The 24,993-nt window shown below is 70.1% G+C and carries 24 protein-coding genes; 4 read left to right on the forward strand and 20 right to left on the reverse strand.

Annotated elements, in window-relative coordinates:
• Position 1 precedes the first annotated feature (1 nt).
• A complete protein-coding gene (locus tag ACI7YT_RS17700) occupies positions 2-244 on the forward strand; it encodes a hypothetical protein (RefSeq protein ID WP_406247416.1) in 243 nt (80 codons plus the stop codon).
• Here ACI7YT_RS17700 and ACI7YT_RS17705 read toward each other — a convergent pair.
• Positions 241-1,995, reverse strand: a complete 1,755-nt coding sequence (locus ACI7YT_RS17705; RefSeq protein ID WP_406247418.1) for an ABC1 kinase family protein — start codon at positions 1,993-1,995, stop codon at positions 241-243. The two genes, ACI7YT_RS17700 and ACI7YT_RS17705, sit on opposite strands and share 4 nt — an antisense overlap.
• Before the next feature lie 11 nt (positions 1,996-2,006).
• Entirely contained in the window at positions 2,007-2,570 is a 564-nt protein-coding gene (locus ACI7YT_RS17710; RefSeq protein WP_406247420.1) for a PadR family transcriptional regulator, read from the reverse strand.
• 141 nt (positions 2,571-2,711) lie between these two features.
• On the opposite strand from ACI7YT_RS17710, the gene ACI7YT_RS17715 reads away from it, so the two are divergent.
• Both ACI7YT_RS17715 and ACI7YT_RS17720 read left to right on the forward strand, forming a co-directional pair.
• Complete coding sequence (locus ACI7YT_RS17715) at positions 2,712-3,197, forward strand: DUF2975 domain-containing protein (protein ID WP_406247422.1); 486 nt, start codon at positions 2,712-2,714, stop codon at positions 3,195-3,197.
• Positions 3,197-3,415: a helix-turn-helix domain-containing protein gene (locus tag ACI7YT_RS17720; protein WP_406247424.1), complete on the forward strand. Its 219-nt coding sequence runs from the start codon at positions 3,197-3,199 to the stop codon at positions 3,413-3,415. Before ACI7YT_RS17715 ends, ACI7YT_RS17720 begins: the two co-directional genes overlap by 1 nt.
• 97 nt (positions 3,416-3,512) lie before the next feature.
• On the opposite strand, the gene panB is transcribed toward ACI7YT_RS17720, so the two are convergent.
• From panB to ACI7YT_RS17740, 4 genes are read right to left on the reverse strand one after another with little or no spacing between them, the layout of a single operon-like run.
• Positions 3,513-4,382: a 3-methyl-2-oxobutanoate hydroxymethyltransferase gene (gene panB / locus ACI7YT_RS17725; protein ID WP_406247426.1), complete on the reverse strand. Its 870-nt coding sequence runs from the start codon at positions 4,380-4,382 to the stop codon at positions 3,513-3,515.
• Positions 4,379-4,762, reverse strand: coding sequence for an aspartate 1-decarboxylase (gene panD, locus ACI7YT_RS17730; RefSeq protein WP_406247428.1), 384 nt, complete (start codon positions 4,760-4,762; stop codon positions 4,379-4,381). The genes panB and panD overlap by 4 nt, the downstream gene beginning before the upstream one ends.
• Positions 4,762-5,628 carry a pantoate--beta-alanine ligase gene (panC, locus tag ACI7YT_RS17735; protein ID WP_406247430.1) on the reverse strand — a complete coding sequence of 289 codons (867 nt, stop codon included), beginning with the start codon at positions 5,626-5,628 and terminating at the stop codon, positions 4,762-4,764. Before panC ends, panD begins: the two co-directional genes overlap by 1 nt.
• Positions 5,625-6,416 (reverse strand): Rossmann-like and DUF2520 domain-containing protein, encoded by a 792-nt coding sequence (locus ACI7YT_RS17740; RefSeq protein WP_406247431.1) that lies wholly within the window; start codon positions 6,414-6,416, stop codon positions 5,625-5,627. The genes panC and ACI7YT_RS17740 overlap by 4 nt, the downstream gene beginning before the upstream one ends.
• 278 nt (positions 6,417-6,694) lie before the next feature.
• Between ACI7YT_RS17740 and ACI7YT_RS17745 the strand changes: the two genes are divergently transcribed.
• The gene (locus ACI7YT_RS17745) at positions 6,695-8,563 is read left to right on the forward strand and encodes a glycoside hydrolase family 127 protein (protein ID WP_406247433.1); all 1,869 of its coding nucleotides are present in this window, start codon (positions 6,695-6,697) and stop codon (positions 8,561-8,563) included.
• A 56-nt stretch (positions 8,564-8,619) separates the two neighbouring features.
• Here the strand turns inward: ACI7YT_RS17745 and ACI7YT_RS17750 are convergent, their stop codons facing one another.
• From ACI7YT_RS17750 to ACI7YT_RS17815, 14 genes are all read right to left on the reverse strand, one after another.
• Positions 8,620-10,065, reverse strand: a complete 1,446-nt coding sequence (locus ACI7YT_RS17750) for an aldehyde dehydrogenase (NADP(+)) (protein ID WP_406247435.1) — start codon at positions 10,063-10,065, stop codon at positions 8,620-8,622.
• 2 nt (positions 10,066-10,067) lie between these two features.
• Positions 10,068-11,543, reverse strand: coding sequence for an FAD-dependent oxidoreductase (locus ACI7YT_RS17755; protein WP_406247436.1), 1,476 nt, complete (start codon positions 11,541-11,543; stop codon positions 10,068-10,070).
• A complete protein-coding gene (locus ACI7YT_RS17760; RefSeq protein ID WP_406247438.1) occupies positions 11,536-11,829 on the reverse strand; it encodes a (2Fe-2S)-binding protein in 294 nt (97 codons plus the stop codon). Before ACI7YT_RS17760 ends, ACI7YT_RS17755 begins: the two co-directional genes overlap by 8 nt.
• Positions 11,826-12,992 carry an NAD(P)/FAD-dependent oxidoreductase gene (locus tag ACI7YT_RS17765; RefSeq protein WP_406247439.1) on the reverse strand — a complete coding sequence of 389 codons (1,167 nt, stop codon included), beginning with the start codon at positions 12,990-12,992 and terminating at the stop codon, positions 11,826-11,828. The genes ACI7YT_RS17760 and ACI7YT_RS17765 overlap by 4 nt, the downstream gene beginning before the upstream one ends.
• Positions 12,989-13,696: a GntR family transcriptional regulator gene (locus tag ACI7YT_RS17770; RefSeq protein ID WP_406247441.1), complete on the reverse strand. Its 708-nt coding sequence runs from the start codon at positions 13,694-13,696 to the stop codon at positions 12,989-12,991. The genes ACI7YT_RS17765 and ACI7YT_RS17770 overlap by 4 nt, the downstream gene beginning before the upstream one ends.
• Positions 13,697-13,789: 93 nt before the next feature.
• The gene (locus ACI7YT_RS17775) at positions 13,790-14,791 is read right to left on the reverse strand and encodes a proline racemase family protein (RefSeq protein ID WP_406247442.1); all 1,002 of its coding nucleotides are present in this window, start codon (positions 14,789-14,791) and stop codon (positions 13,790-13,792) included.
• A 12-nt stretch (positions 14,792-14,803) separates the two neighbouring features.
• Complete coding sequence (locus tag ACI7YT_RS17780) at positions 14,804-15,712, reverse strand: dihydrodipicolinate synthase family protein (protein ID WP_406247444.1); 909 nt, start codon at positions 15,710-15,712, stop codon at positions 14,804-14,806.
• A 72-nt stretch (positions 15,713-15,784) separates the two neighbouring features.
• Positions 15,785-18,604 carry a beta-L-arabinofuranosidase domain-containing protein gene (locus ACI7YT_RS17785; protein ID WP_406247446.1) on the reverse strand — a complete coding sequence of 940 codons (2,820 nt, stop codon included), beginning with the start codon at positions 18,602-18,604 and terminating at the stop codon, positions 15,785-15,787.
• Positions 18,574-20,016, reverse strand: a complete 1,443-nt coding sequence (locus ACI7YT_RS17790) for an aminopeptidase P family protein (RefSeq protein WP_406247448.1) — start codon at positions 20,014-20,016, stop codon at positions 18,574-18,576. The genes ACI7YT_RS17785 and ACI7YT_RS17790 overlap by 31 nt, the downstream gene beginning before the upstream one ends.
• Entirely contained in the window at positions 20,013-21,293 is a 1,281-nt protein-coding gene (locus ACI7YT_RS17795; protein ID WP_406247450.1) for an alpha/beta fold hydrolase, read from the reverse strand. The genes ACI7YT_RS17790 and ACI7YT_RS17795 overlap by 4 nt, the downstream gene beginning before the upstream one ends.
• A complete protein-coding gene (locus tag ACI7YT_RS17800; RefSeq protein WP_406247452.1) occupies positions 21,290-22,150 on the reverse strand; it encodes an ATP-binding cassette domain-containing protein in 861 nt (286 codons plus the stop codon). Before ACI7YT_RS17800 ends, ACI7YT_RS17795 begins: the two co-directional genes overlap by 4 nt.
• On the reverse strand, positions 22,147-23,025 hold the full coding sequence (locus tag ACI7YT_RS17805) for an ABC transporter ATP-binding protein (protein ID WP_406247454.1): 879 nt from the start codon (positions 23,023-23,025) through the stop codon (positions 22,147-22,149). The genes ACI7YT_RS17800 and ACI7YT_RS17805 overlap by 4 nt, the downstream gene beginning before the upstream one ends.
• Positions 23,022-24,020 (reverse strand): ABC transporter permease, encoded by a 999-nt coding sequence (locus ACI7YT_RS17810; protein WP_406247456.1) that lies wholly within the window; start codon positions 24,018-24,020, stop codon positions 23,022-23,024. Before ACI7YT_RS17810 ends, ACI7YT_RS17805 begins: the two co-directional genes overlap by 4 nt.
• Positions 24,017-24,991 carry an ABC transporter permease gene (locus tag ACI7YT_RS17815; protein ID WP_406247457.1) on the reverse strand — a complete coding sequence of 325 codons (975 nt, stop codon included), beginning with the start codon at positions 24,989-24,991 and terminating at the stop codon, positions 24,017-24,019. Before ACI7YT_RS17815 ends, ACI7YT_RS17810 begins: the two co-directional genes overlap by 4 nt.
• Positions 24,992-24,993 lie beyond the last annotated feature (2 nt).

A 24,993-nucleotide genomic window follows, 5' to 3' on the forward strand; every position in this document is an offset into this window, starting at 1 on the left:
CATGCCCGATCCCGCACTCTCCGTGACCGTGACCTCGCTGTGGTTCAGCATGGCGCTGCTCTCCGCAGGCTATGCGCGCACGCGCAACCGATCGGCGTGGAACTGGTTCTTCTCGACCCTGGTCCTCGGTCCGATCGCGGTTTTCCTGCTCGTGGTCTGGCCGCCGGTCGAACTGCGAGAGAAGGTGCGCGTGCAGGCGTCGACCAGTGGAGACGCCCCGACCGCAGACATCGACCGCGGCTAGGTCCGCCGCCGCCCGCCGAACAGCGCGTGCAGCAGCGGCAGCGCCGAGACGCCGATCAGGATCCAGGCGAACACCGGTGCGGTCGCGAGCATCAGCGCGCCACCGACCACCAGGGCCATGAACAGCACGGCGGAGATGACGCGCCTGCCGATGCCGACGAGGACGTCGAGGCGCCGCTCGAGCCGGGACGTGTCGAACGACAGAGTGCCGCTGTCGGCGCGGGAGATGACGTCGTCGAGCCGCTTCGGCAGTCGCCACAGGATGCCGGCATTCGCCGCCGCCTGGCGGCTGAAGTCCTGCACGAGGTTGCCTCCCTCGTCCTGGAGCAGCTTCGCCGCGTAGGGCTCGACCGGATCCCAGATGTTGAAAGCGGGGTCGAGCGCACTGCACAGCCCTGATGTCAGCGAGACGGCGCGGATGAGCAGCAGCAGGTTCTCGGGCAGTTGCACCGGGAGCTCGCGCACGGTGTCGGTGAACTCCGTCGCGAAGCCGGTGAATTCGCTCGGGTCGACATGGCGCAGCTCGGCGAAGCCCATGCCGCCGAAGCGGGCGAACAGGACGGTCAGCGCCCGTTCCAGTTCTCGCGTGTCGGCGGACGGCAGCAGCACGCCGATCTCCTGTGCTGCGGCGACGAGGCCCTTGCTGTCGCGACCGGCGACGGCGATCACGAGTGTGCGGAGACCGGCGCGCAGGCTGTCGGGAACGGACGTCATCATCCCGAAGTCGACGAACGTGAGGCGCCACGCCAAGCCGCCGGGGTCCGAGGGCAGCGGCGTCACGAAGATGTTGCCCGGGTGCGGATCCGCATGCACGAAGCCGTGCGTGAAGACCTGATCGAGCATGACGTCGGCGAACACGTTCGCGACATCGGTCGGGTCGATCCCCGCGGCGCGCAGCGCCACGGTGTCGTTGATCTTGATCGCCGTGACATCAGACAGCGTGAGCACGCGGCGGGTGCTGCGCTCCCAGACGACCTCGGGGGCGGAGACGCGCGGGTCGTCGGCGAAGTCCGCCGCGAACCGTTCGGCGCCGGCCGCCTCGTGCAGGTAGTCGATCTCCTCGCGGCAGGTCTGGGCGAACTCCTCGACGAGCGCCGGCGCGTCGACACGGTTCGAGACCAGCCGGACGCGGCTCGCCCAGCGCGCGACCCGCCGCAGCGCGGCGAGGTCGGTCGCGACGATCCCGTCGATGCCCGGGCGCTGCACCTTGACGACGACGTCGCGCAGCCCGGTGTCTTCGGCATCCTGATCCGACAGGCGGGCGCGATGCGCCTGGCCGAGGGATGCCGCGGCGAGCGGCACTTCATCGAACCAGGCGTAGGCGCGGGTCAACGGCACGCCCAGCTCAGCCTCGGCGAGTGCGCGGATGTCGGCGAACGCGACCGCGGGGACCTCGTCCTGAAGCCCTTCGAGCTCAGCGGTGATCTCGGGCGGCAGGACGTCGAGGCGCGACGACATGAACTGTCCGACCTTGATCATGAGCCCGCCGAGCTCGACGGCGAGCGCGTGGAAGCGGCGGGCGAAGCGCTGCATGCGCGCCGCTCGCGTCCGCTCCGCACGCGACGCAAGACCGAAGCGCGGGAGGACCAGCTCGTACCACCAGACCGTCAGGAACTCACGTGCTGCGAAACCGACGATGCGGCGATAGCGGGCGCGATGCTCCGGCACCCCCTGCTCGGCCTCCTCCGCGAACGGCGCCGCAGGCGCCTGCGCCGGTACGCTCTCGCCCACGGCATCCGACGTCGAATCCATGCGCGCTCCGATCAGCTGTCGGCGAGGATCGCGTACAGCTTACGTCGCGCATCGTCGAGGACGTCCACCGCCTTCTGGATCTGATCGGGAGTCCCGGTGCGGGCGACCTGGGCGGCGACGCCGGCGAGCTCCATGCCGGCCTTGGGCAGCGCGGTGAGGTTCGCGGCGGTGCGTCCACCGAAGGCCTCCCACGGGGCGGGCTTGTCAGCGGCCGCCTCCGACTCGGCGATTCCCGCCTCGGTGAGCGAGTAGGTCTTGCGACCGTTCTGCTCCTCGGCAGTGATGAGGCCCTCGTCGGCGAGCAGCTGCAGGGTCGGGTAGACCGATCCGGCGCTGGGCTTCCAGGCGCCGCCGGTGCGATCCGAGATCTCGCTGATGATCTGGTAGCCGTGCATGGGCTGCTCGGCGAGCAGAGCGATGACGGCGGCGCGGACGTCGCCCCGTGCCATGCGCGACGCGCCACCCGGGCGCTGCTGCTCGAAGGTCTGCCGGAACTGCTCGAACGCGTCGAAGATCGACGCTCCGGGGCCGTTGGGACCGAAGCCGAAACCGCCGGTGGGGAATGAACCGTTCATGATGCCTCCTCGTAGGTGAGCGATAGTCAACGATATATCGTTAACCGTGCTGCCGAAAGGGAAACCCCGGGTTCGCAGGCACTTCCCAGATCGAACGATTAACGATAGATTCCTATTGTTCTTCGATGAGAGGTCGGAACCATGGGAAACGTGACCATCGTGGTGCTGAAGGTGGTGATCGCCCTGGCACTGCTGGGATCCGTGGCGGTGCAGGCGCTCATCGTGCCGGCGTTGTGGCTCGATCTGGCCGGCGAGGAGCTCTGGGGGCGCATCGCCTTCGTGAGCATCGCCGCGCTCGGCATCCTGACGATGCAGGTCTTCGCCGTGTCCGTCTGGATGCTGTTGACGAAGGTGCGGCGCGGATCGATCTTCTCGGCATCCTCGTTCGGATGGGTGAACGCGATCGTCGCGTCGTTCGCGGTCGCCGCTGTCCTCGCACTGGCACTGGCGATCATCCTGGCGCCGGGGTCGATGGCGCCCGGCCTGGTCGGCCTGATCTGCGGAGCGGCGCTGGTCCTCGGCGGGATCGCGCTGCTCGTCGTGGTCATGAAGGCGCTGCTGCGCCAGGCGATCGCCAGGGAGGACGAAGCACAGGCGCTGCGAACCGAGCTGGGCGAGGTGATCTGATGCCCGTGATCGTCGACATCGACGTCATGCTGGCGCGCCGCAAGATGGGCGTCGGCGAGCTGGCCGATCGGATCGGCATCACGCCGACGAATCTCGCCGTCCTCAAGAACGGCCGCGCCAAGGCGGTGCGGTTCACGACCCTGGATGCGCTGTGCGAGGTGCTCGAGTGCCAACCGGGCGATCTCCTGCGCCGGGTTCCGGAGGATGCCGCCGACTGAACTGACCGCGCGAGATCAGGAGAGTGGCTCGAGAGCAGGACGATCCGGCCAGGATCGTCCTGATCTCAGACAGACGTCCTGATCTCGCTCCAGGGCCTCAGCGCGCCGCGAGCAGCTCCGCGAGCCGCGCGGCCTCGCCCTCGGCCATGGCATACGTGTGCTCCGGCGCCGGATACGCCCCGCTGCGCACCTCATCCGCGTACGCCACGACACCCGCGATCGCAGAGCCGCGCAGGTCGGCGTATCGCCGCACGAACCGCGCCGCTCCCCCGGCATGGATGCCGAGCAGATCATGGAACACGAGCACCTGACCGTCGGTGCCCGCTCCGGCGCCGATGCCGATCACCGGGATGCTGAGCAGCGGCATGAGGGCCGCGGTCACCTCGGCGGGCACGGCTTCGACGACGAGCATCGCGCATCCGGCATCCTGCAGCGCGAGCGCGTCCTCGATGACGGCGAGCGCGGCGTCGGCGCGACGGCCCTGAGCTCGGTAGCCGCCGAGCGACGCGGCGGTCTGCGGAGTGAGGCCGACGTGCCCGACGACCGGGATGCCGGCCGAGACCAGCGCACGGGCGCGATCGACCGATGTGCCGCCGCGTTCGATCTTGACGAGGTCGACGCCGGCATCCTTGACGAAGCGCTGCGCGGTGGCGATCGCCTCGGCATCCGATGCCTCGTACGAGCCGAACGGCAGATCGCCCACCAGCAGCGGACGCTCCAGGCCTCGGCGGACGGCGCGGGTGAGCATGAGCATCTCGTCGACCGTGACGGGCACGGTCGAGTCGTAACCGAGCACGGTCATCGCGGCGGAGTCGCCAACGAGGACGACGTCGACGCCGGCCGCTTCGACGATCTGCGCGCTGGGGAAGTCGTAGGCGGTGACCATGACGATCGGCGTTCCGGCGTCGCGAGCGGCGGCGAGGTCGCCCAGCGTGAGGCGCTTCGTCGGGGAGGGGTGCGCGCTCACGAGATCACCAGCTCACCGACGGCGTCGTCGACGCGGACGATCGCGTTCGACCGGTCGACGTGCACGACCACGGGTTCATACGCAGCGAGATCCTTGCGCGAGTACTCGGCGTAGGAGATGACGATGATCGTGTCGCCGCTGTGCACGAGGCGGGCGGCGGCGCCGTTGACCCGGATGACGCCGGAGCCGCGTTCGCCGACCAGCGTGTAGGTGACGAAGCGGGCGCCGTTGTCGACGTCGACGACATGCACCTGTTCGTGCGGCAGGATGTCGGCGGCTTCGAGCAGGTCGGGGTCGATCGTGATGGATCCGACGTAGTTCAGGTCGCTGCCGGTGATGGTCGCGCGATGGATCTTCGACTTCAGCATGGTGCGTCGCATCAGGCGTCGCCTCTCGGTTCAGCGGAACGAAGGGTGTGGTTGTCGATCAGTCGGGCCGCGCCCACGCGGGCGGCGACGGCGATCAGGGTGTCGCGCTCGGTCGTCGCCACGGGCGCGAGGGTCTCGGCGTCGCGGAGCTCGAGGTACTCCGGGGAGACGCCGGCGTCCCGGAGCACCTCGGCGGCGGCAGCGCGGATCTTCGCGGCATCCCCCTCCCCCGCGTCGTGGAGCGCGTGCGCGGCGTCGAGCGCGCGGTTGAGCGCGGTCGCCTGCATTCGGGCTTCGGCGTCGAGATAGACGTTGCGCGAGCTCATCGCGAGCCCGTCGGCCTCGCGCACGATCGGGCAGGCTTCGATGCGCACGTCGAGGTTCAGGTCGCGCACGACCCGGCGGACGACGAGCACCTGCTGGGCGTCCTTCTGCCCGAAGTACGCGACATCCGGACGCACGATGCCGAAGAGCTTGGTGACGACGGTCGCGACGCCGTCGAAATGGTGGATGCCGCGGCTCGCGCCGTCCAGCACCTCGGTGACTCCGGCGACGTGGACCGTGGTGGCGAAGCCGTCCGGATAGATCTCGCCCGGTTCCGGGGCGAAGAGGAGGTCGACGCCTTCGGCTTCGGCGAGCGCCGCGTCGCGGGCTTCGTCACGCGGATAGGTGCTGAGGTCCTCGTTCGCCGCGAACTGCGTCGGGTTGACGAAGAGCGAGACGACGACGAGGTCGTTGCTCTTCCGGGCTTCTCGCATGAGGGAGAGGTGGCCCTCATGGAAGGCGCCCATCGTGGGGACGAGGCCGACGGTCTGGTTGCTCGTGCGGGCGGCGGCGACGGCGTCGCGGACCTCGGCGATCGCGCGGAGGATCTTCATGGGGCCTCCTCCGTCGAGCCGTCCGCTCGTTGAGCGAGGGAGCGCACCGACCGCGTCGAAACGCCGTCACCGCCCACGATCTCGCCCGTCGCCTCCGCCAGCGCATCGAAAAGAGCACCAAGGTTCTCGCCGGCGGCCGCTTCCCGCTGGCGCTCGACCGTCGCGACGTCGCCGCGGACGATCGGCCCTGTCAGCGCCGCACGCGCTCCCCTGGCCTGCCAGTTGTCCACGCTCTGCCGCACGAGCGGAGCGAGCAGGTCGCGGGCATCGGAGACGCCGGCGGTCCGAGCGAGGAGCTCTGCGGCATCCAGCAGGGTGAGCAGATAGTTCGACGCGAAGGATGCCGCAGCGTGATAGCTCGCCCGATGAGCGTCATCGATCTCGAACGGCCGAGCGCCGAGGGCGCGGGCGAGTTCGTCAGCCGTCGCGACAGCCTTGGGCGTGCGCCCGGCGATGGCGGCGCCGACCCCGTGGAAGACGTCGGGATCCTCCGTACCGGTGAAGGTCTGCAGCGGATGGATACTGAAGTCGACGTCGTCCAGTCCCGTGGCGCCGGAGACGTGTCCGACGAGATGCGCATGCGGGCGCACGCGGACGGCGGCCTCGGGGATCGCCGCGTCGGGAACGCAGAGGATCGCGACATCGACGTCGGGGACGTCGTCGTGCCGACTCAGGGGCCCGCGGACGTCGAATCCGGCGGCGCGGAGGGCGCCGGACAGCACGGTTCCGAGGCGGCCGGCGCCGAGGACGGCGACAGCCGGACGAGGTGCTGAGGAGGTGGATTCCATGTCGATTCTCCGGCCGGGGACGGGCGGCGCGGATGCCGGAATTATCCGCCGACGGCGGAGGGTGCTCCAAATCAGGGAGCGAATCACCAAGAGGCTTGGCATAGATGCATGCATTTTTGATGATTCATAGCCAGCTTGACTTTGCTTATCGCATTTCGTCGAATTCCGTAGCGCTCGCTCGGCAGTCGATACCTTGACAGCCCCGAATCCAGTACAAGTACAATTGCACTCACCTGAGAGGTGCCACCCAGAGCACCTCGGAGATGAGGTTCTCGCCCGTGTCCTCCCTCGTGACCGCCAGTCGCACCGCCGTCGGACGCACGCGCCTCGGCGTGCGCAATCCGCTCCCCATAGTCCCCCTCGTCACCGGAGGGCTGCTCCGCGAGTGGCACGACCGGAACCGGAACACGACGCTCCCGCACGGCATCGCGATGCTCGAGGAGTACGGCAATCTGGAGAATCTCCGCCGGCTCACCGGCGAATCCGATGCCGACTTCCGCGGATTCCTGTTCATCGACTCGGACATCTACAAGACCCTCGAGGCCGCGGCATGGGAGCTCGGCCGCGAGGAAGATGCCGACCTCCGCGCGTTCTTCGACAGCACGGTTGACCTGATCGAACGCGCACAGCAGGAGGACGGCTATCTCGACTCCGCCTATCTGCGCCGTGACGGCCACCAGCCCTGGACCGACTTCGCGCAGGGGCACGAGCTCTACTGCCTCGGGCACCTGATCCAGGCCGCGATCGGCGCGCACCGCGCCATCGGCGACGACCGGCTGCTGGAAGTCGCCGAGCGCTTCGTCGATCACGTCGTCCACCGGATGGGAGCCGATGATGCGGTCGAGTACTGCGGGCATCCTCTGATCGAGACGACTCTCGTCGAACTGCACCGCACGACCGGCGCCTCCGCCCCGCTTCAGCTGGCGGAGGCGTTCGTGCGCCGCCGCGGCGCCGGGTTCCTCGGCGGCGTGATGTTCGGCGCCGTCTACTACCAGGACGAGACGCCCGCGCTCGAGGCGACCACGATGCGTGGTCACGCCGTACGCGCGCTCTACTTGAATCAGGGCATCACCGACCTCTACCTCGAGACCGGTCAGACCGAGATGCTCGACGCGATGCTCACCCAGTGGGATGACCTCGTCCAGCGCCGCATGTACGTCACCGGCGGCACCGGCGCCCGCCACGAGGACGAGTCCTTCGGCGAGGCCTTCGAACTGCCGCCGGACCGCGCGTACGCCGAGACCTGCGCGGGTGTCGCCCTGTTCGGCTGGGCATGGCGGATGTACCTGGCGACCGGCCGAGCCGACATCCTCGACGTCGCCGAGACTGCGCTGTACAACCTCGTCGCGGCGGGCATCTCCACCGCAGGCGACACGTTCACCTACGTCAATCCGCTGCAGGTGCGCGACGACCGCCCGTACGGCGGAAAGGCCCCGGATGCTCGACGCCGCTGGTTCAGCTGCGCCTGCTGCCCGCCGAACCTCATGCGCACGTTCGCGGCGCTCGAGCAGCACATCGCCGCCGAGCGAGAAGACGGCCTCGACATCGCCCTCTACGCGTCGGCCACCGTCGCAGCCCACGGCGCGACGGTCGAGATCGACACCGCGTACCCCGCCGACGGACTCGTCCGCATCCGCGTGAGCGGAGACGTCGCCGCCGGTCGCCGTCGGCTCGCGCTGCGCGTCCCCGGGTGGACGGCCGGTGCGACGGTCGCGCTGCACAGGAACGGCGCGCCCGTCGATGTCGTCGTCGACGACGGCTGGATCCTGCTGGAGGATGCTCTGGTCGACGGCACGAGCCTCGAACTGCAGCTGCCGGTCACCGTCTCGGTCGTGCGCCCCGACCCGCGCATCGACGCCGTCCGCGGAACGGTGGCCCTGCGCCGCGGCCCCGTCGTCTACTGCGCGGTCGGCGACGTCGAGGCCGTCACGATCGACACCGCCACGAGCGCGCAGGAGAGCGCGGACGCCGGTGGTCCGCTCGGTCCGCGGCTCGAACTGGCCGCGCAGCGGCGGACCCTGCCCGCCGACACGACCCTGTACGCCGCCGCCTCGGCATCCGAGCTCGAGGATGCCGTGCTGCACCTGCGCCCGTTCGCCGAATTCGACGGCGGCGAGGCGATGCGGGTCTGGCTTCCGACGCGCTGACCGCACAACGAAATCGGGGCTCGCGGCGTACCGCGAGCCCCGATTCGGTCACCACATCACGGCAGGACGAGAACACCGTCCACGCGCCGGGCGATGCCCAGCGGGTTGCCCTCCTTCAGAGCATCCGGAAGCAGCTCGTCCGGCACGTTCTGGTACGCGACGGGGCGCAGGAAGCGGGTGATCGCGGCCATGCCGACCGAGGTCGAACCGACCGCCGTCGTCGCGGGGTACGGGCCGCCGTGCTGCTGCGCCCAGGTCACCGAGACCCCGGTCGGCCACTGGTTCCACAGCACGCGTCCGGCTCGGGTGGAGAGCACAGAGAGGAGCTCAGCGGCGATCCCGTCGTCGGGCTCACCGATGATCGTCGCGGTCAGCTGCCCCTCGAGGCGCGACGCGAACTCGACCAGTTCGCTCTCGTCCTCGTAGGCCACGACGAGCGCGGCTGGGCCGAACATCTCGGTCATCAGCGCGTCCATGTGCGCACGGAACGTCTCGGACGTGGTGGAGAGCAGGACGGGCGCGAGCGCATCGGCCCCCTCGGAGACCGCCTCCACGCCGTCGACAGCACGAACGCCGGCGAGCGCGCCCTGGAACCCGCTCTCGATCCCCTGGTTCAGCAGCGGACCGGCCGCGGGCAGCTCCTGCGCCGCCAGCTCCGCCACGACGGAGGACGACGACGGAACGAACAGCACTCCGGGCTTCGTGCAGAGCTGCCCCGCGCTGCCGGTGACCGACGCGACGAAGTCGCGCGCGATGCCCGCGGCATCCTTCGACGCGGCGCTCCGCGTGACGAACGCGGGGTTGGTGCTGCCGAGCTCGCCGAAGAACGGGATCGGCTCCGGACGGGCGTTCGCGATGTCGAACAGCGCGCGACCTCCCCGCACCGATCCGGTGAAGGACGCTGCCTTGATCTCCGGCGCCTGCAGGGCGCGCACGCCCGCGTCGGTCCCGTGGATCGTCTGGAACAGGCCCTCAGGGGCACCGGCGTCGGCGAGCGCCGCCACCACGGCATCGGTCGTCGCATCCGAGAGCTCTGGATGACCGGGGTGCGCCTTGAGGACGACGGCGCTGCCGGCGGCGAGCGCACTCGCAGTGTCGCCACCGGCGACTGAGAATGCGAACGGGAAGTTGCTCGCCGCGAAGACGAGTGTCGCGCCGATCGGCTCGAGCTGACGACGGAGGTCCGGTCGCGGAGCACCCATCGGCCACTCCGCGTCGGCGTGGTCGATGCGGGCGTCGAGCCACAGCCCTTCGGGGAGCATCGCGGCGAACATCCGGAGCTGGAAGGTGGTGCGCCGCAGTTCGCCGCGCAGCCGCGGTTCGGCGAGATGGGTCTCGCGCTGAGCGATCGGGACGAGCTCGTCGGCTCGGGCATCCAGGGCGTCGGCGACGGACACGAGCGCACGGGCGCGATCCGCGATCGACGCCCGCCGCCACCGCGCGGACGCGGCAGCGGCCTGCGCGACGATCCGATCGACCTCGGCGGGGGAAGTGGCTTGCATGATCATGACTCCTCAGATGAAGACCGGTCCGGCACGAGGTCGGCGAGGTCGCCGAGCGACACCGGCACGCCGATCTGCCGGTTGGTGAGCGATTCGAGCGAGGGCGCACCGGCCGCGTCGCCGGTGTGCGCGGCGACGAGCTTCGACAGCGCGAACCCGCAGACCCTGCCCTGGCACAGGCCCATGCCGGGGCGCGCGGTCACGCGCACGTCTCGGGCGTCGTCCGCCCCGAGTCCGCACACGGCGTCCTCGACTTCGGATGCCGAGACCTCCTCGCATCGGCACACGACGGTCTGCGGTGTCAGCCACGTGCTCCATTCCTCGGGCACGGGGCTCGCCCTGTGCATGCCGATGGCGAAGCTCCGGCCGCGGCGGAGCCGGCGGCGATGACGCTGCATCCGTCGCCGGTCCACCGTCCGGCCGAGGTCCTGCGCGACCGCGGCTGCGGCCAGCTCGCCCTCGGCACACGACGCGATGGCCCCGCCGACCCCGGTCACCTCGCCGGCCGCGAAGATCAGCGGATTCGAGGTGCGCAGGTCATCGTCGACGTCGATCACGAGCGACTCGTCGACGTCGACGTGAGTGCGCAGTCCGAGCCCGACGGCGACCTCGAGCTGCGGCGTGAAGCCCCAGCCGAACGCGACGAGGTCGGCCTCGACCGTCCTGGACGACCCGGGGCGCACGCGTCCGGCGCCGTCGACGCGCGACAGCTCGACCGCCGATGCACGGCCCTCGCCGCGCACGGAGGTGACGACGGTGCGGGTGTGCAGCGGCACCCGGTGACGCAGGAAGGTCGCCGCGTACTGCGCGCCCTCCCAGAGCTTGCTCGGCTCCTGCAGCGCACGCAGCGGCGTGGACGCCCACCGCGAGAGCGCGTTGGCATCGCAGACCGCGACTACCTCGACCCCTGCGTCGGCGAGCCCTGCGGCGACGGAGAGCAGGAAGGGCCCCGTGCCGGCGACCACCGCTCGACGTCCGGCGGCGACCTGGTTCGCCTTCAGCATCGCCTGCACACCGCCCGCCGCCATCACGCCAGGGAGGGTCCAGCCCGGTACCGGCACCTGACGGTCGTACGCACCGGTCGCGATCACGAGGCGGCGCGCCTGTGTCGTGCGCTCCGCCGGAGCCAGCGCATCGGTGCCGGCGACAGGGCTCGTGCGCAGGGCGACGCCGCCCGCGACGGCATCCGCCCGCCACACCTGCCGACCGGCGAGGTGCGTGAGCCGGCCCGAGCCGATGGCTGCGCCCAGCCGGTCGCGCAGGTCCGTGTAGTGCCGCCAGTGATGGTGCCCGGTGGACTCGTCGGCCGTGAAGCTCTCCCGATGCCGCTCATCGGGATGCCGCCAGAACTGTCCGCCCGTCTGCGCACCGGCATCCACCAGAACGACCGACAGACCGAGTTCCGCGGCGACGACGGCGGCGCTGAGCCCGGCGGGCCCGGCGCCGATGACGGCGAGATCGGCGATGGTCTCAGTCATGGGATGCCTCCGGCAGCGGGAGCGGCTCGTGGGGGTCGGAGGAGCGCACGTCCTGGCCGGCGCACGCCGCGACGAGGCACGCGCGCTGGGTGCGGGCGCCGTCGACCGTGACGAGGCAGTCGAAGCAGACGCCGATGCCGCAGAACAGTCCGCGCGGAGCGCTGTCCCTGCGCGTCGTGCGCCACGAGACGATGCCCGCGGCCGAGAGCGCGCCGCCGATCGTCTGACCGGGCACGAAGGCCACCGGCGCACCGTCGAAGCGGATCGTGTCGTCCTGTGCACTCATGCGGCGGCCACTCCTTCCAGACGATCCGGGCGGAACGGTGCGAGATCGAGATCCGTCTGCTCCCCGCGCAGCGCCTGCGCGAGAAGCTTGCCTGTTCCGACCGAGAGGCCGACGCCCGCGCCCTCGTGACCCGCGGCGTGCCAGAGCCCCGGCATCCGGGCGTCCTCGCCGATCGCCGGCAGGTGGTCGGGGCAGTACGGTCGGAAGCCCGAGTACGCGCGCTGCACGCCCACGTCCCGCAGCGCGGGGAAGAGTCCGAGTCCGCTCGCCGCGATGCGCGCCACCGCGTCGGCCGAGAAGGTGCGATCGAAGCCCACCCGCTCGCGGCTCGCGCCCATGAGGATCGTCCCGCTGGGGGTGCCCTCCACGACGGGAGACACCTGCAGCCCGGCATCCGAGCTGGCGACGTCGCCGACGTATTCGGCGGCGTAGACCTTGTGATGCACCGTGACGGGCACCGGCTCCGTGACGAGCACGAACCCGCGCCGTGGGAGCACAGGAAGGTGCACGCCGGCGAGGGCCGCGAGCTCTCCGCTCCAGGGGCCGGCGCAGTTGATGACGGCCCCGGCCGAGATGCGCCCTGCGCTCGTCTCGACGCCTTCGGCCCTGCCGCCGGAGGTGAGGATGCCGTGGACCGCCGTCCTCGTCCGCACCTGCGCGCCGTGCTCACGCGCGAGACGCAGCAGCTGATGCGTCGCCAGCAGCGGCTGGACCTGCGCATCGTCCGGGTAGAACGCCCCGCCGGCGAGAGCGGGGTTGATGTACGGCTCGAGTGCGCGGACGCCGGCGATGTCGTCGATCATGTCGGCGCGGATGCCGAGAGTGCGCTGGTGCGCGACCAGGTCGGCGAGTGCGCGCATGCTCGATTCGCTGCGCGCCACGACGAGTCCGCCCTTCGACTCGAACTCCCAGAGGTCGGCGTACTCGGCGAGGTCCTCGCGCCACACGCGCTGCGAGTACAGCGACAGCTCGAGTTCGGGGCCGACCTCCTTGTCCGAGACCAGTACGTTCCCCTCGCAGCGGCTGCTCGTGCCGGAGGCGATCGAACCGCGCTCGACGACGATCACGCTGAGCCCTACGAGGGCGGCGAAGTACGCCGTCGCGGCGCCGACGACTCCCGCGCCGACGATGACCACGTCGGCGCGTGCTGTCGAACTGCTCACTCCGCGGTCGCTCCCGCCCTGCTCTGCTCGCCGTCCACCTGGCCGGACCAGTCGCCGAGCACGTGCTCGATGTGGCGCGAGACGAGATCGCGCGCACGCGCGGCATCCCGTTGCTCGATGGCATCCATGATCGTGTGGTGCTCCTGCGCGGAGGCGGCCAGGTGCCCGTGCTCGTGCAGTTCGGAGAGGCCGAAGAGCCGGGTCTGCGAGCGCAGCGACGCCACGAGCGAGACGAGTCGCTCGTTGCCGGCGTACTGCAGGAGCGCGAGGTGGAAGTCGCTGTCGGCGCTGAGGTACTCGACCAGGTCGCCGCGCTCGGCGGCCTGCACGATGTCGTCGGCCTGCCCGCGGAGCCCGGCGAACGCGCTTTCGGGGATGAGCGGGGTCGCCTTCTCGACCGCCGGGGGTTCGAGGAACAGTCGCAGTTCGGTGACTTCGGACAGGTCGTTCGGCGACACCTCGGTGACGAGGAAGCCGCGATTGGGCATCGCGACGACCAGCCCCTCGCGCACGAGCTCGAGCATGGCCTCGCGGATCGGGGTGGCCGAGACGCCGAACTCCTCGCCGAGGCTCGGTGCCGAGTAGACGCGCCCCGGCTGCATCTCCCCGCTGATGATGGCCGAGCGCAGCGCCCGCTTGACCGTGTCGCGGATGCTCGGCTGCTTGCTGAGGCGCACCACGTTACGCGCATCAATTCCGGTCATGTGCTTCCCTCTTCCGGTCCACCCCTGCGGCGACCGCTGTTCGCGGGTGCCTGGCTGTCACGATATCGGCGCCGCGCGCCGCGCACGTCATGTTCACAGCACGAATCCCTGCGGGAACGGGTCGCTCGGGTCGAGCATGTACTGCGCGGTGCCCGTCACCCAGGCGCGACCCGTGATCGTCGGGATCACCGCGGGGATGCCGGCGACCTCCGTGGTCTCGACGAGCCGGCCGGTGAAGCTCGTGCCGATGAACGACTCGTTGACGAAGTCGGTGTTCAGCGCCAGCTCGCCGCGGGCGTGCAGCTGCGCCATCCGTGCACTCGTCCCCGTGCCGCACGGCGAGCGGTCGAACCACCCTGGGTGAATGGCCATCGCGTGCCGGGAGTGCAGCGCGGTCGAACCTGGCGCCTTCAGGTAGACGTGGTGGCATCCGCGGATCGTGGAGTCGATCGGGTGCACGGGTTCGCCCTGCGCTTCGATCGCCGCCATGATGCTCAGGCCCGCCTTCAGCAGGTCGTCCTTGCGGCTGCGCTCGAACGGCAGCCCGATCTGCTCGAGCGAGACGATCGCGTAGAAGTTGCCGCCGAACGCGAGGTCGTACTCCACGGCGCCGAGCCCCGGCACGTCGACGACCTGGTCGAGAGCGACCGCGAATGAGGGCACGTTGCGGATGGTCACGCTGTCGGCGTGGCCGTGCGAGACGTGCACGTCGGCGATCACCAGTCCGGCCGGTGTGTCGAGGCGGATCGTGGTGACGGGCTCGACGACCGGAACCATTCCCGTCTCGACGAGGACCGTCGCGACCCCGATCGTGCCGTGCCCGCACATCGGCAGGCACCCGGAGACCTCGATGTAGAGCACGCCGAAATCGGCATCCGCCCGTGTCGGCGGCTGCAGGATCGCACCGCTCATCGCGCTGTGGCCCCGCGGCTCGTTCATCAGGAGCAGGCGCAGATCATCGCTGTTCGCCATGAACCACTGGCGCCGCTCCTCCATGGTCGAGCCTGGCAGCGTCCCGACGCCGCCGACGATCACGCGCGTCGGCATCCCCTCGGTGTGGGAGTCGACGGCGTGGAACACCCGCTGTGCTCTCATGTCATCTCCGGATCAGCGGTAGCCCTTGGCCAGAACGGCCTCGGTGTCGGCGATGATACGCGCGCGGACGTCGTCGGGCAGGGGCAGACGAGGCGGGCGTGTCGTGATGCCGGCCGGCGCGACGCCGGCGACCTCCTGAGACAGCTTGATCGCCTGGACGAACCAGGTCTTCGAGTCCCAGCGCAACAGGGCGTGCAGGTCGCGGTAGATCTCGTGCGCCTTCGCCCAGCTCGCAGGATCCCCCGACGTCGCCAGGTTGTACAGCTCGACCGTGGATGCCGGAATCGCGTTCGGGTAACCGGCGACCCATCCGCGGGCCCCGTTGATGCCCAGCTCGAGCACGACATCGTCGGAGCCGATCGAGACATCGAGTCCCGGTGCGAGCTCGTGGATCTCGTATGCGTTGCGCACGTCGCCGGAGAACTCCTTGACCGAGACGATCAGGCCCTCTTCGAACAACTGCGCGAGGAGAGCCGGACGCAGGTCGATCTTCGTGTCGATCGGGTTGTTGTACGCGAGGACGGGCAGACCGACCGCCGCGACCCGACGGAAGTGATCGATGACCTCGGCGTCGCTCGCGCGGTACGCGTTCGGCGGGAGCAGCATGACGGCAGGGGCCCCGTGCTCGGCGGCGTGCTCGGTCAGGCGCACGCTCTCGAGCGCGCCGTACGCGCCGACCCCGGGGATCACCGCGACGCCGGCCGGCGCGGCCTCGACCGCGGTGAGGTAGACGCGCTTGCGCTCCTCGTCGGTCAGCGTCTGGTACTCACCCAGCGAGCCGTTCGGGATGATGCCGGTGACGCCGTTGTCGGTCGTGAAGCGGATGTGCTCGGCGTAGGCGTCGTAGTTGACGGAGAAGTCGGGGTTGATCGGCAGCGTCGTCGCGAGATTGACGCCGTGCCACGGCTTCTTTTCATTCATGGATCGGTACTCCTGTGCTCTTCGGCGCCTTGTGGCGGTAAGTACAATTGCAATGTTAGTGGACGCGCGGACTCATGTCCATGGTTCGGCGCGGCCGGTTTCCGCACCCGCATCACGTGCGGGCAGAACCAGCCGCTGACGCGACTCCTCATTGCCCGCTCGGTCGGTCGCCGCGAACTCGATGATCTGCTCGTGCTCGGACAGCGCGCGGACGAAGGACTCCTGGAATGTCGCCCAGAACGTCCCAGGCCCCTCCCACTGGATGCGCTCCACGCCGGACACGTCGTCATCGGCGAACAAGGTGATCTCAACGCTCGCGCCCAGTCGGCGCACGGTCGCGCGGGATGTCGGCGCGCTCACGTCGACCGCGAATTCGCGAGAGGCATGGGCGGTGGCGCCATCGGCATCCGTCACCCGCACGCTCACCCGATGGTGCCCCTCGCCCGGGAGTGCGAACGGTCCGTCGTACGGCGCCCAGCCGTCGTCGCCGATGGCCAGCTCGATCCGCAGGTCGCCGGAGCCGCCGAGGTCCTCGGCAACGACACGGACGACCGGCAGCGTCGTGAACCAGCCGGACGGCGAAGCGAGCGTGTCGGTGAGGATCGCGATCGACGGCAGCGTGCGTGCGGCGGCGAGCGCCGCCGGCACCTCCCAGCGGATGCTCCGGATGCCGTCGTCGATGCGCTCCGACCAGGTCACGGTCGCGGCATCCGTCTCGACGACCTCGGCGACAGCGGGGGTCGCCGCGCCGTCGACGTCGGCGACGGCCGCGGCCTCGAGCACCCGCACGAGCTCCGCCTGTGCGAGCAGGCCGTCACGGCGGGCGTCGGCGGCCGCCGCAGCCACGCGATCGAGGAACGCCGCGCGCGCTGCCGGAGACGGATGCCGCCAGACGTCGTCCAGGAGCGATCGACCGTCCTGTCGCGACCGCACCGGCACGTCGGTCTCGGCTCCGACGAAGCCGATCACGGGGGCCGCCGCACGGACGTACAGGTGGTAGCGCTCATCGCCGCCGGTCCAGACCGGTTCGAACCGGAAGCCGTCGAGATGCACCGCGCCATCGGCGCGCAGGACATCTCCCACCGCACGGGCATCGACCGCGGCATCCGCGGCAATCGAACCGTCGACGCGACGCCGGTTCGCGAGCGCGAGGTCGAGCGTCGTCGTCGCATCCGACCGGGCGACGAGAACGGACGGCCCGAACTCGATCGAGTGCAGCGTCGCGTCGTCGGGTGTCGGCAGGGCGCGCAGGGCCATCGGCGCCGCGATGCGCAACGTCTCGCCCGCCCGCCACGGGCGGCGCACGACGAGGTAGCCGCCCTCTTCGTCGGCATCCACCGGCTCCTCGCCGATACGAGCCGTGACCTCGCCGACGGCCCACTCCGGAATCCGCACCCGGACCGTGAGGGGCGTCCGGTCGACGAAGCCGCCGGCGTCGTCGACGCGCACGTCGACTGTTCCCGCGAAGGGCAGCGCGGTCTGCAGGCGAACGGTCGCGTTCTGCTCCTGCCACTCGAGGGTCGACGGGATGAAGAGATTGACCCAGAGCTCGGCCTCCTCCCCCGCGAAGAAGACGGTGTCCTGGTACTTGACGTGGTTCTCGAGACCGGTGCCGCCGCAGCAGGTGCCGATGTTGTCGTACTCGGCGACGGCGCCGGGGTGCACGGGGAACATGTAGGTGACTTCGGGGCTGTCGTCCGAGTCGACCGCGCGCCGGGATCCGAGGATGTGATTGTGCACGGCGCGCTCGTAGTACGCCATGAAGCGCGGATCACGCGTGTGCGCGAAGAGCTGCCGAGCGATCTTGAGCAGGTTGTAGGTGGCGCAGGTCTCGGCGTTGCGGTGGCCGATGTCGCCGGCGACCGCACCAGGTGGACCCCACAGCTCGCTCTCCCCCGTGCCGCCGTGCGCGTACATGCGTCCGGGCACGATCTGGTCCCACAGTCCGAGCACGGCGTCCAGGTAACGGCGGTCGCCTGTGAGCTCGTACTCGTGCACGTAGCCGAGCAGCTGCGGCAGGTGCTGGTTGGCGTGCATGTCGGTGAGGATGTCGCGGCGATCGGCGCCGGCGTCGATGAGGTCGTCCTGGTCGAACAGACGCGCGATCTCGAGGAACAGCGGCTCGTCGGCGACCGCGCTGAGCCGGGCCAGCGTCTCGTTCATGCCGCCGTATTCGCCGGCGATGTAGAGCGACCACATGCGCTGGATGCGGTCATGATCGAGTCGGGTCAGCCGATGCGCGACCCAGTGCCCCATGGCGACGGCGATCTCGAGTGCCTGGGCACTGCCGGCCAGCTCGTGCGCGTCGAGGAGCCCGGCCATGATCTTGTGCGTCGTGTAATAGGGAGCCCAGATCTCGCCGTAGGGCGCGTAATCCTCGAGGCGGGCGAACTGCCATTCGCCGTAAGCCGCGAGGAAGCCGGGGTGCGAGTACCGTCCGGTCGCGGCGAGCGTGCGCTGCACCTCGCCGAGACCCCCGACGAAATCGTTGATCTTCGCCCGCAGCGCGGCATCCTGTTCGCCCGCGTACGCGAGCGAGAGCATCGAGAGGAAGTGCCCGGCGTAGTGCCCTCGGAGCAGGTTCGCGGTCTGCGCGTTCTCGCGGCCGGGGTAGTCGGCCTCGCCCCACGCCTGTTCGCTCGGGTGGCCGAAGTCCTCCCAGTTGCCCGGCGGCGTCGCCCCACGGGTGTCGAGGCCCGCGTTCGCGCGGAAGACGGCGAGGAGGCGGTCGACCGGATACACGCGCGCGAGATGCAGCATCCGATCGCGGGCCGGGGCGAACACGCTGTCGTCGGCGATCCGCACACGGTCGAGTTCGAAGGCGCGCAGCGCCGGTGCGACGCGGATGCCGGATGCCGTCGTCATCGTGCCGCCCACTGCTGCCGCGTCCATGCCTCGATGCCCGCCGCGTCGATCGGGAGGGCGCCGGAGAGCACTTCCGAGCCGGTCGCTGTGACGAGCACGTCGTCCTCCAGCCGCACGCCGATGCCGCGGAGTTCGGGCGGAAGGGTGAGGTCGTGCGCGTGGAAGTAGAGTCCCGGTTCGACCGTCATCACGACGCCCGGCTCAAGGTCGGCGCCCATGTAGTCCTCGTAGTGCGCCTGGCTGCAGTCGTGCACGTCGAGCCCGAGATGGTGGCCGATGCCGCAGGCGAGGTAACGGCGGTGCTGCTGGCCCTGCGGCGACAGCGCCTCGTCGACCGAAACAGGCAGCAGGCCCCAGTCGTGCAGGCCCTGCGCCACGACCTGCATCGCGGCGAAGTGGAAGTCGAGGTACGCGGTGCCTGGGCGGATGCGGTCGAGGCCGGCGCGGTGCGCGCGCTCGACGAGGTCGTGCACCTCGCGCTGCGCGGCCGAGAACGTCCCCTGCGCGGGGACGGTCCGCGTCACGTCGGCCGTGTAGAGCGAGCGGGCTTCGACGCCCATGTCGAGCAGCAGCGCCTGATCGGGGTGGATCGGGCCGTCGCAGCGCACCCAGTGCAGGATCGGCGCATGCGCGCCGGATCCGACGATCGTGGAGTAGCCGGGACCGTTGCCGAACGTGCGCGCATGCCGATCGAACGTTCCCTGCAGCCAGCGCTCGCCCAGATCGGCCGAGATCGCGTGCGGGATCTCGGCGGCGACCGCCGCGAACCCCGAGACCGTGGCGTCGATCGCTTCGCGCAATTGACCGATCTCCCACTCGTCCTTCACCATGCGCAGGGTCGAGAGCGTGCGCTCGAGGTCGGTCGACACGGTCGCGCCGTGCGCGGCCGCGAGATCGGTGGCCGAGCGTGCGGCGAGTGCACCGCGCAGGTCCCCTGAGCGCGCCTCGAGAGCGGCGAGCGGCTCGACGGCGATCTGCAGCGCCTGCGCCCACTCGGCGATGCCGGCCGAAGGGCCGACCCACAGCTCGCCGTGCAGAGCGTTGCTGAAGAAGCCGTCGTCGCCGGGGCGGAACGGCGGCGGCATGTACAGCACCGCGTCGTGTCCGCCAGGTCGCGCCCACATCACGAGCACGGCATCCTCGGTCTGGCATCCGGTCAGCCAGACGAAGCTGCTGTCGGCGCGGAACCCGTAGGACGCGTCGTCGTTGCGCACGGGCGCGACGCCGGCGCACAGCACGAGCGTCTGGCCGGCGAAGGCCGCGCTCAAGCGGGTGCGGTGGGATGCCGCGGCCTCTGCTGCGCCCTCGGGCAGGTCGGGGTGCGTGGGCACGTCGTCCCAGCCCTGCGCGATGAACTCGCGGAAGGCGGGGACCTCCACGAGCCGCGGGTAGCGGGTCCCCGCGTACGGCGGGCGCGGCTGGATCGTCTGGTCGGTCATGTGCGTTCTCCTCCTCGGTTGCGGACGAGCTCGCGGAGCCGGGTCAGGGTGCGGCCCGATCCGATCCCGTCGTGCTCGAATTCGTTGGTGACCCAGTACTGGGAGCTGCCGACGCCCTTCAGCGTCTCCAGCTGCAGACCGGCATCCACGTACATGTCGTCGAAGTAGACCACGGCGGCGAGCGGCACCTCGTTGCGCGCGAGCGCCTCGGGGTCGTACAGCGGCGACCAGTCGCCCTTCGCGGCGAGCGCGTCCACCGCACGGCGGAAGCCGCGCAGCAGTCGCACGTCGTCGAACATCCAGGGGAAGGCCATCTCGCCCGTGAACAGCAGCGGCCGCCGCGACTCGTCGAACTCCGGGCGGCGGTCGCGCTCGGCCTGCGCCGCCCACGCCGTCGGCCCGCTCGCGGGGTCGCCGTAGATGGATTCCTGGAGCGTCCAGAACAGCGGATTGCCCGCGCTCGACGAGAGCGCGAGGACATCCTGCAGGAACCCGGCGGAGAGTCGGCCGTCGCTCGTGAACGCCTTCTCCACGAGCCAGTGCAGGCGCTCGTAGCCGGGCTTCATGCCGAAGTCGATCCCCAGCGCCTGGAAGCGCCGCACGGTGAGCACGTCGCCATCCGGCAGCAGGACGTCGCCCTGGGCGAGCCGGTCGGCGATGCGCGCGACGGTCGCCTCGTCCTCCGGATAGCGGCGGTAGAACTCGGCCGTCTTGGTCGCGACGCGATCGAACGTCCGCCGGTAGACCTCCGCGGCCTTCGGCGGGATGCCGGGGATGCCGCCGCACACGTAGCTCGCCGCCAGCCCCTCGGGGGCGAAGGAGAGATACGTGAGCGTGATCCAGCCGCCGAAGCTCTGCGCGAGGGTGGTCCACCGGCGTCCGTCGTACAGCGAGGTGCGCACGTGCTCGAGGTCGCGGACGATCGAGTCCGCGCGGAAGCAGGCCAGGAAGTCCCCGCCGGATTCACCGCGGGCGGCGACCGTCACGGCATCCATCGCGGTGCTGAGCCCGGTGCCGCGCTGGTCGACGAGGACGACGCGGTAGTCGCGCAGGGCCTCGTCGATCCAGCCGTCGCGGGCCAGCGGGCGGGGGTTCGCGCCACCAGGCCCGCCCTGCAGGAAGGCGAGCAGCGGACGGGCTGGGTCGTCGCGCTCGGGGTCGACGAGTTCGCGCACGAAGAGCTCGATCGTCTCGCCATCTGGGGCGCTCCAGTCCAGCGGCACGGTCGTGCGCTGCTCGCGGACGCGGATGCCGGGGAGCAGGTACTCGGTGGTCATGGTGCTGTCTCCTTCGCGGTGCGCGCGGCATCCGCCTCCTTGCGACGACGATCCCACTCCGGGTTGATGCGCGGAACCGCCTGCAGCAGGGTCTTCGCGTATTCGTGCGTCGGGTTCTCGAACACGTCATCCCGCGAGCCGGTCTCGACGATCCGCCCCTGCGACATGACGGCGACGCGCGTCGCGATCTGGCGGACGACGGCGAGGTCATGGGCGATGAAGAGGTAGCCGAAGCCTTCGTCGGCCTGCAGATCGCGCAGCAGGTTGATCACCTGGGCCTGCACCGAGACGTCCAGCGCCGAGACCGCCTCGTCGCAGATGACCAGCTTCGGGCCGACGGCGAGCGCCCTGGCGATGCCGATGCGCTGCGCCTGGCCGCCCGAGAACTGCGAGGGGTAGCGCTCGGAGTGCAGCGGGTTGAGGCCGACGCGTTCCATCAGCTCGCGCGTGAAGGCGCGGGCGCCCCCGGGGATCTTCCGCCCCTGGTACACCAGCGGCGCCGTGACGAGCCGCTCGACGGTGTGCTTCGGGTTCAGCGACGAGTACGGGTCCTGGAAGATGACCTGCACCGAGCTGCGGAACTCCTTCAGCGCGGCGCCGCTCGTGCGGGTGACGTCGACGCCCTCGAACTCGACGGTTCCGCTCGTGACGTCCATCAGGCGGGCGACGAGGCGGGCGGTCGTCGACTTGCCAGAGCCGGACTCGCCGACCAGCGCGAGCGTCTCGCCGCTGCGCACCTCGAGGGACACGTCGTCGACCGCGCGGAAGGCCTTCGCGCGTCCGAACGGGGCGGCGGATCCGGTCTTGAACTCCTTGACCAGATTCGTGCCGCGGAACAGCGGCGTCGTGGGGCTCACAGGGCGCTCCTCTCTGCGGACGGAACCGGGATCTCGGTCGTGCGCAGCGTTCCGATCTCGTCGTCGATGCGCGGGACGGCATCCAGCAGCCGCCGGGTGTAATCGGCCTGCGGGTCGCTGAAGACCTGCTCGACCGAGCCGCGCTCGACGGTCTCGCCCGCCCGCATCACGACGATGTCGTCCGTCACCTCGCTCACGACGGCGAGGTCGTGGGTGATGAGGATCAGGCCTGCGCCGGTGTCGGCGCGGATCTCGGCCAGCAGGTCGAGGATCTGCGCCTGGACCGTGACGTCGAGTGCGGTCGTGGGCTCGTCGGCGATGATCAGGTCGGGGTTCATGCTCAGAGCCATGGCGATCATGATGCGCTGCCGCATCCCGCCGGAGAACTGGTGCGGGTAGTGGTCGACGCGTCGTGCGGCATCGCGGATGTGCACGCGCTCCATCGCCTCGATCGCCACGGTGCGCGCCTGGCGGCGCGACACTCCTGAGCGATGCGAGAGATAGGCCTCCGCAATCTGCGTCCCCACCTTGTAATACGGGTTCAGCGACGAGAGCGGATCCTGGAAGATCATCGCGATGCGATCCCCCCGGATGTCCCGCATCCGGCGCTCCGGCATCCCGAGCAGTTCGGCGCCGTCGTAGCGGACCGAGCCGGTGGCCGTGCCGCTCTTGGGCAGCAGGCCCATGATCGCGAGACTCGTCATGGACTTGCCCGAGCCTGATTCGCCGACGATGCCGAGCGCGCCGCCGCGGGGGACGTCGAACGCGAGGTTCTTCACCACCTGCACCGGACCCTGCGCGGTGGGGAACGAGACGGTGAGGTCCCGTACCGAAAGCAGGGGGCCGGTCATGGTGTCATCGGTGGGGATGCTCATGCCGATGCTCCTGTCCTGACGCGCGGATCGATGGCGGTGTAGAGCAGGTCGACGACCATATTGCCCACGATCACGAAGAAGGCGGACAGCAGCGTGACCGCCATAATGACGGGCTGGTCGTTGGCCGTGATCGAGTCGGCGGTCAGCTTGCCGACGCCGTTGAGGCCGAACACCTTCTCGGTGATGACGGCGCCGCCGAGGAGGCCAGCGATGTCCATGCCGAAGATCGTCACGATCGGGGTGAGCGCCGGGCGCAGCGCATGCCGGCGCCAGACCAGGCTCGGACGGAGCCCCTTCGCGCGGGCGGTGCGGACGAAGTTCTCCTGCAGCGTGTCGATGACGTTCGCTCTGGTCAGTCGCGTGTAGACCGCCGCGTAGCCGACGGCGAGGACGATCCACGGCATCAGGAAGTTCAGGAACCACTGCACCGGGTCGTCGCTGAAGCTCACCACCTGGGGGAACGGCAGCCAGCCGAGGGCGACGACCAGGATGAACTGCAGCGCCAGGGCGAGCACGTAGTTCGGGATCGACATCGCGCCGAGGGTGAGCCCGGCGAAGAAGCGGTCGAGGAACTTGCCCTCCTTCACGGCGCTGAGCACACCGGAGACGAGGCCGCCGATGAGCCAGAGCACGGCGGCGCCGAGCGCGATCGTGATCGAGACGGGCAGACGCTGCACGATCATGTCGCTGACCATCTGGCTCGTCTGGAACGAGTAGCCCAGGCACGGCGCCGCGCACTCGACTGGGCTGCCGGCGACCATGAAGGTGCGTCCGCCGAAGAGTCCGGCGACGTAGTTCCAGAATTGGGTCCAGAACGGCAGGTCGAGGCCCAGGTTGACGCGGATCTGCTCGATCTGCTCCGGCGTGCAGTTCTTGCCGCAGATCTGCACGGCCGGGTCGGCCGACAGCAGGAAGAAGATCGCGTACGTGAACAGGGTCACCAGGAACAGCACGGCGATCATGCCCAGGATGCGGGAGGCGACGATGCGGATCATGAACGGGCCTCCCCGCTGGCGACGATCACGCGGATGCGGTCGCCGAGGGTCGTGAACGACAGGACGAGGAGGAAGAGGAACGCGCCGGGGATCACGAAGTACATCGGGTCGACGGCATACCACGGGGTCGCGGCCGCGATCATCTGCCCCCAGCTGGGGGTCGGCGGGACGACGCCGACGCCGAGGAACGAGAGTCCTGCTTCCGTGCCGACGTAGCCCGGGACGGCGAGGGTCGCCATCACGATGATGGTGGACTGCAGGTTCGGCAGGATCTCGCGGAAGATGATGCGGACGCTGCTCGCGCCTGAAGCCTTGGCCGCCTCGACGAACTCGCGCTCCTTGAGGGAGAGCGTCTGCGATCGGACGATGCGGGCGAGGTACGGCCAGCCGAACAGCGAGATGACGACGACGAGCAGGAAGACGCGGTTGTCGGCCGGGAGGGCGGACAGGATCGCGATCATGAAGATCAGCGCGGGGAACGCCATGAGGAACTCCATGACGCGCGAGATGATCGTGTCGACCAGGCCGCCGAAGTAGCCGGCGAGCATGCCCATGACGACGCCGAGGATCGTGGTGAGCAGCGTCGCCGAGAGGGCGACGGTCATCGTGACGCGTGCGCCGTAGACGATGCGGGCGAAGATGTCGCGGCCGCTGCCGGGCTCCACGCCGAACCAGTGCTCGGCGCTAATGCCGCCGAGCGGCCCGATCGGGATGGCCCCCATGTTCGGGTCGATCGCCGACTGGTCGAAGTCGTACGGACCCCAGCCGCTGAGCATGGTCAGCAGCGGCGCGAAGATCGCCATGAGGAGGATGAGCAGGATGTACGCGCTGGAGAGCACGGATCCTGCATCGTGGAGGAACGCGCGCAGGATCCGCCGGCCAGAGGCCGGGGGTGACTCCAGCGTCTCTTCGAGCGCTGGGTCACCTCCCGGCGTGGCTTCGGCCTCGAGCGATGTCGGGCTGAAGGTCATGC

This window comes from Microbacterium sp. M, from assembly GCF_045181065.1.
Taxonomy (GTDB): domain Bacteria; phylum Actinomycetota; class Actinomycetes; order Actinomycetales; family Microbacteriaceae; genus Microbacterium.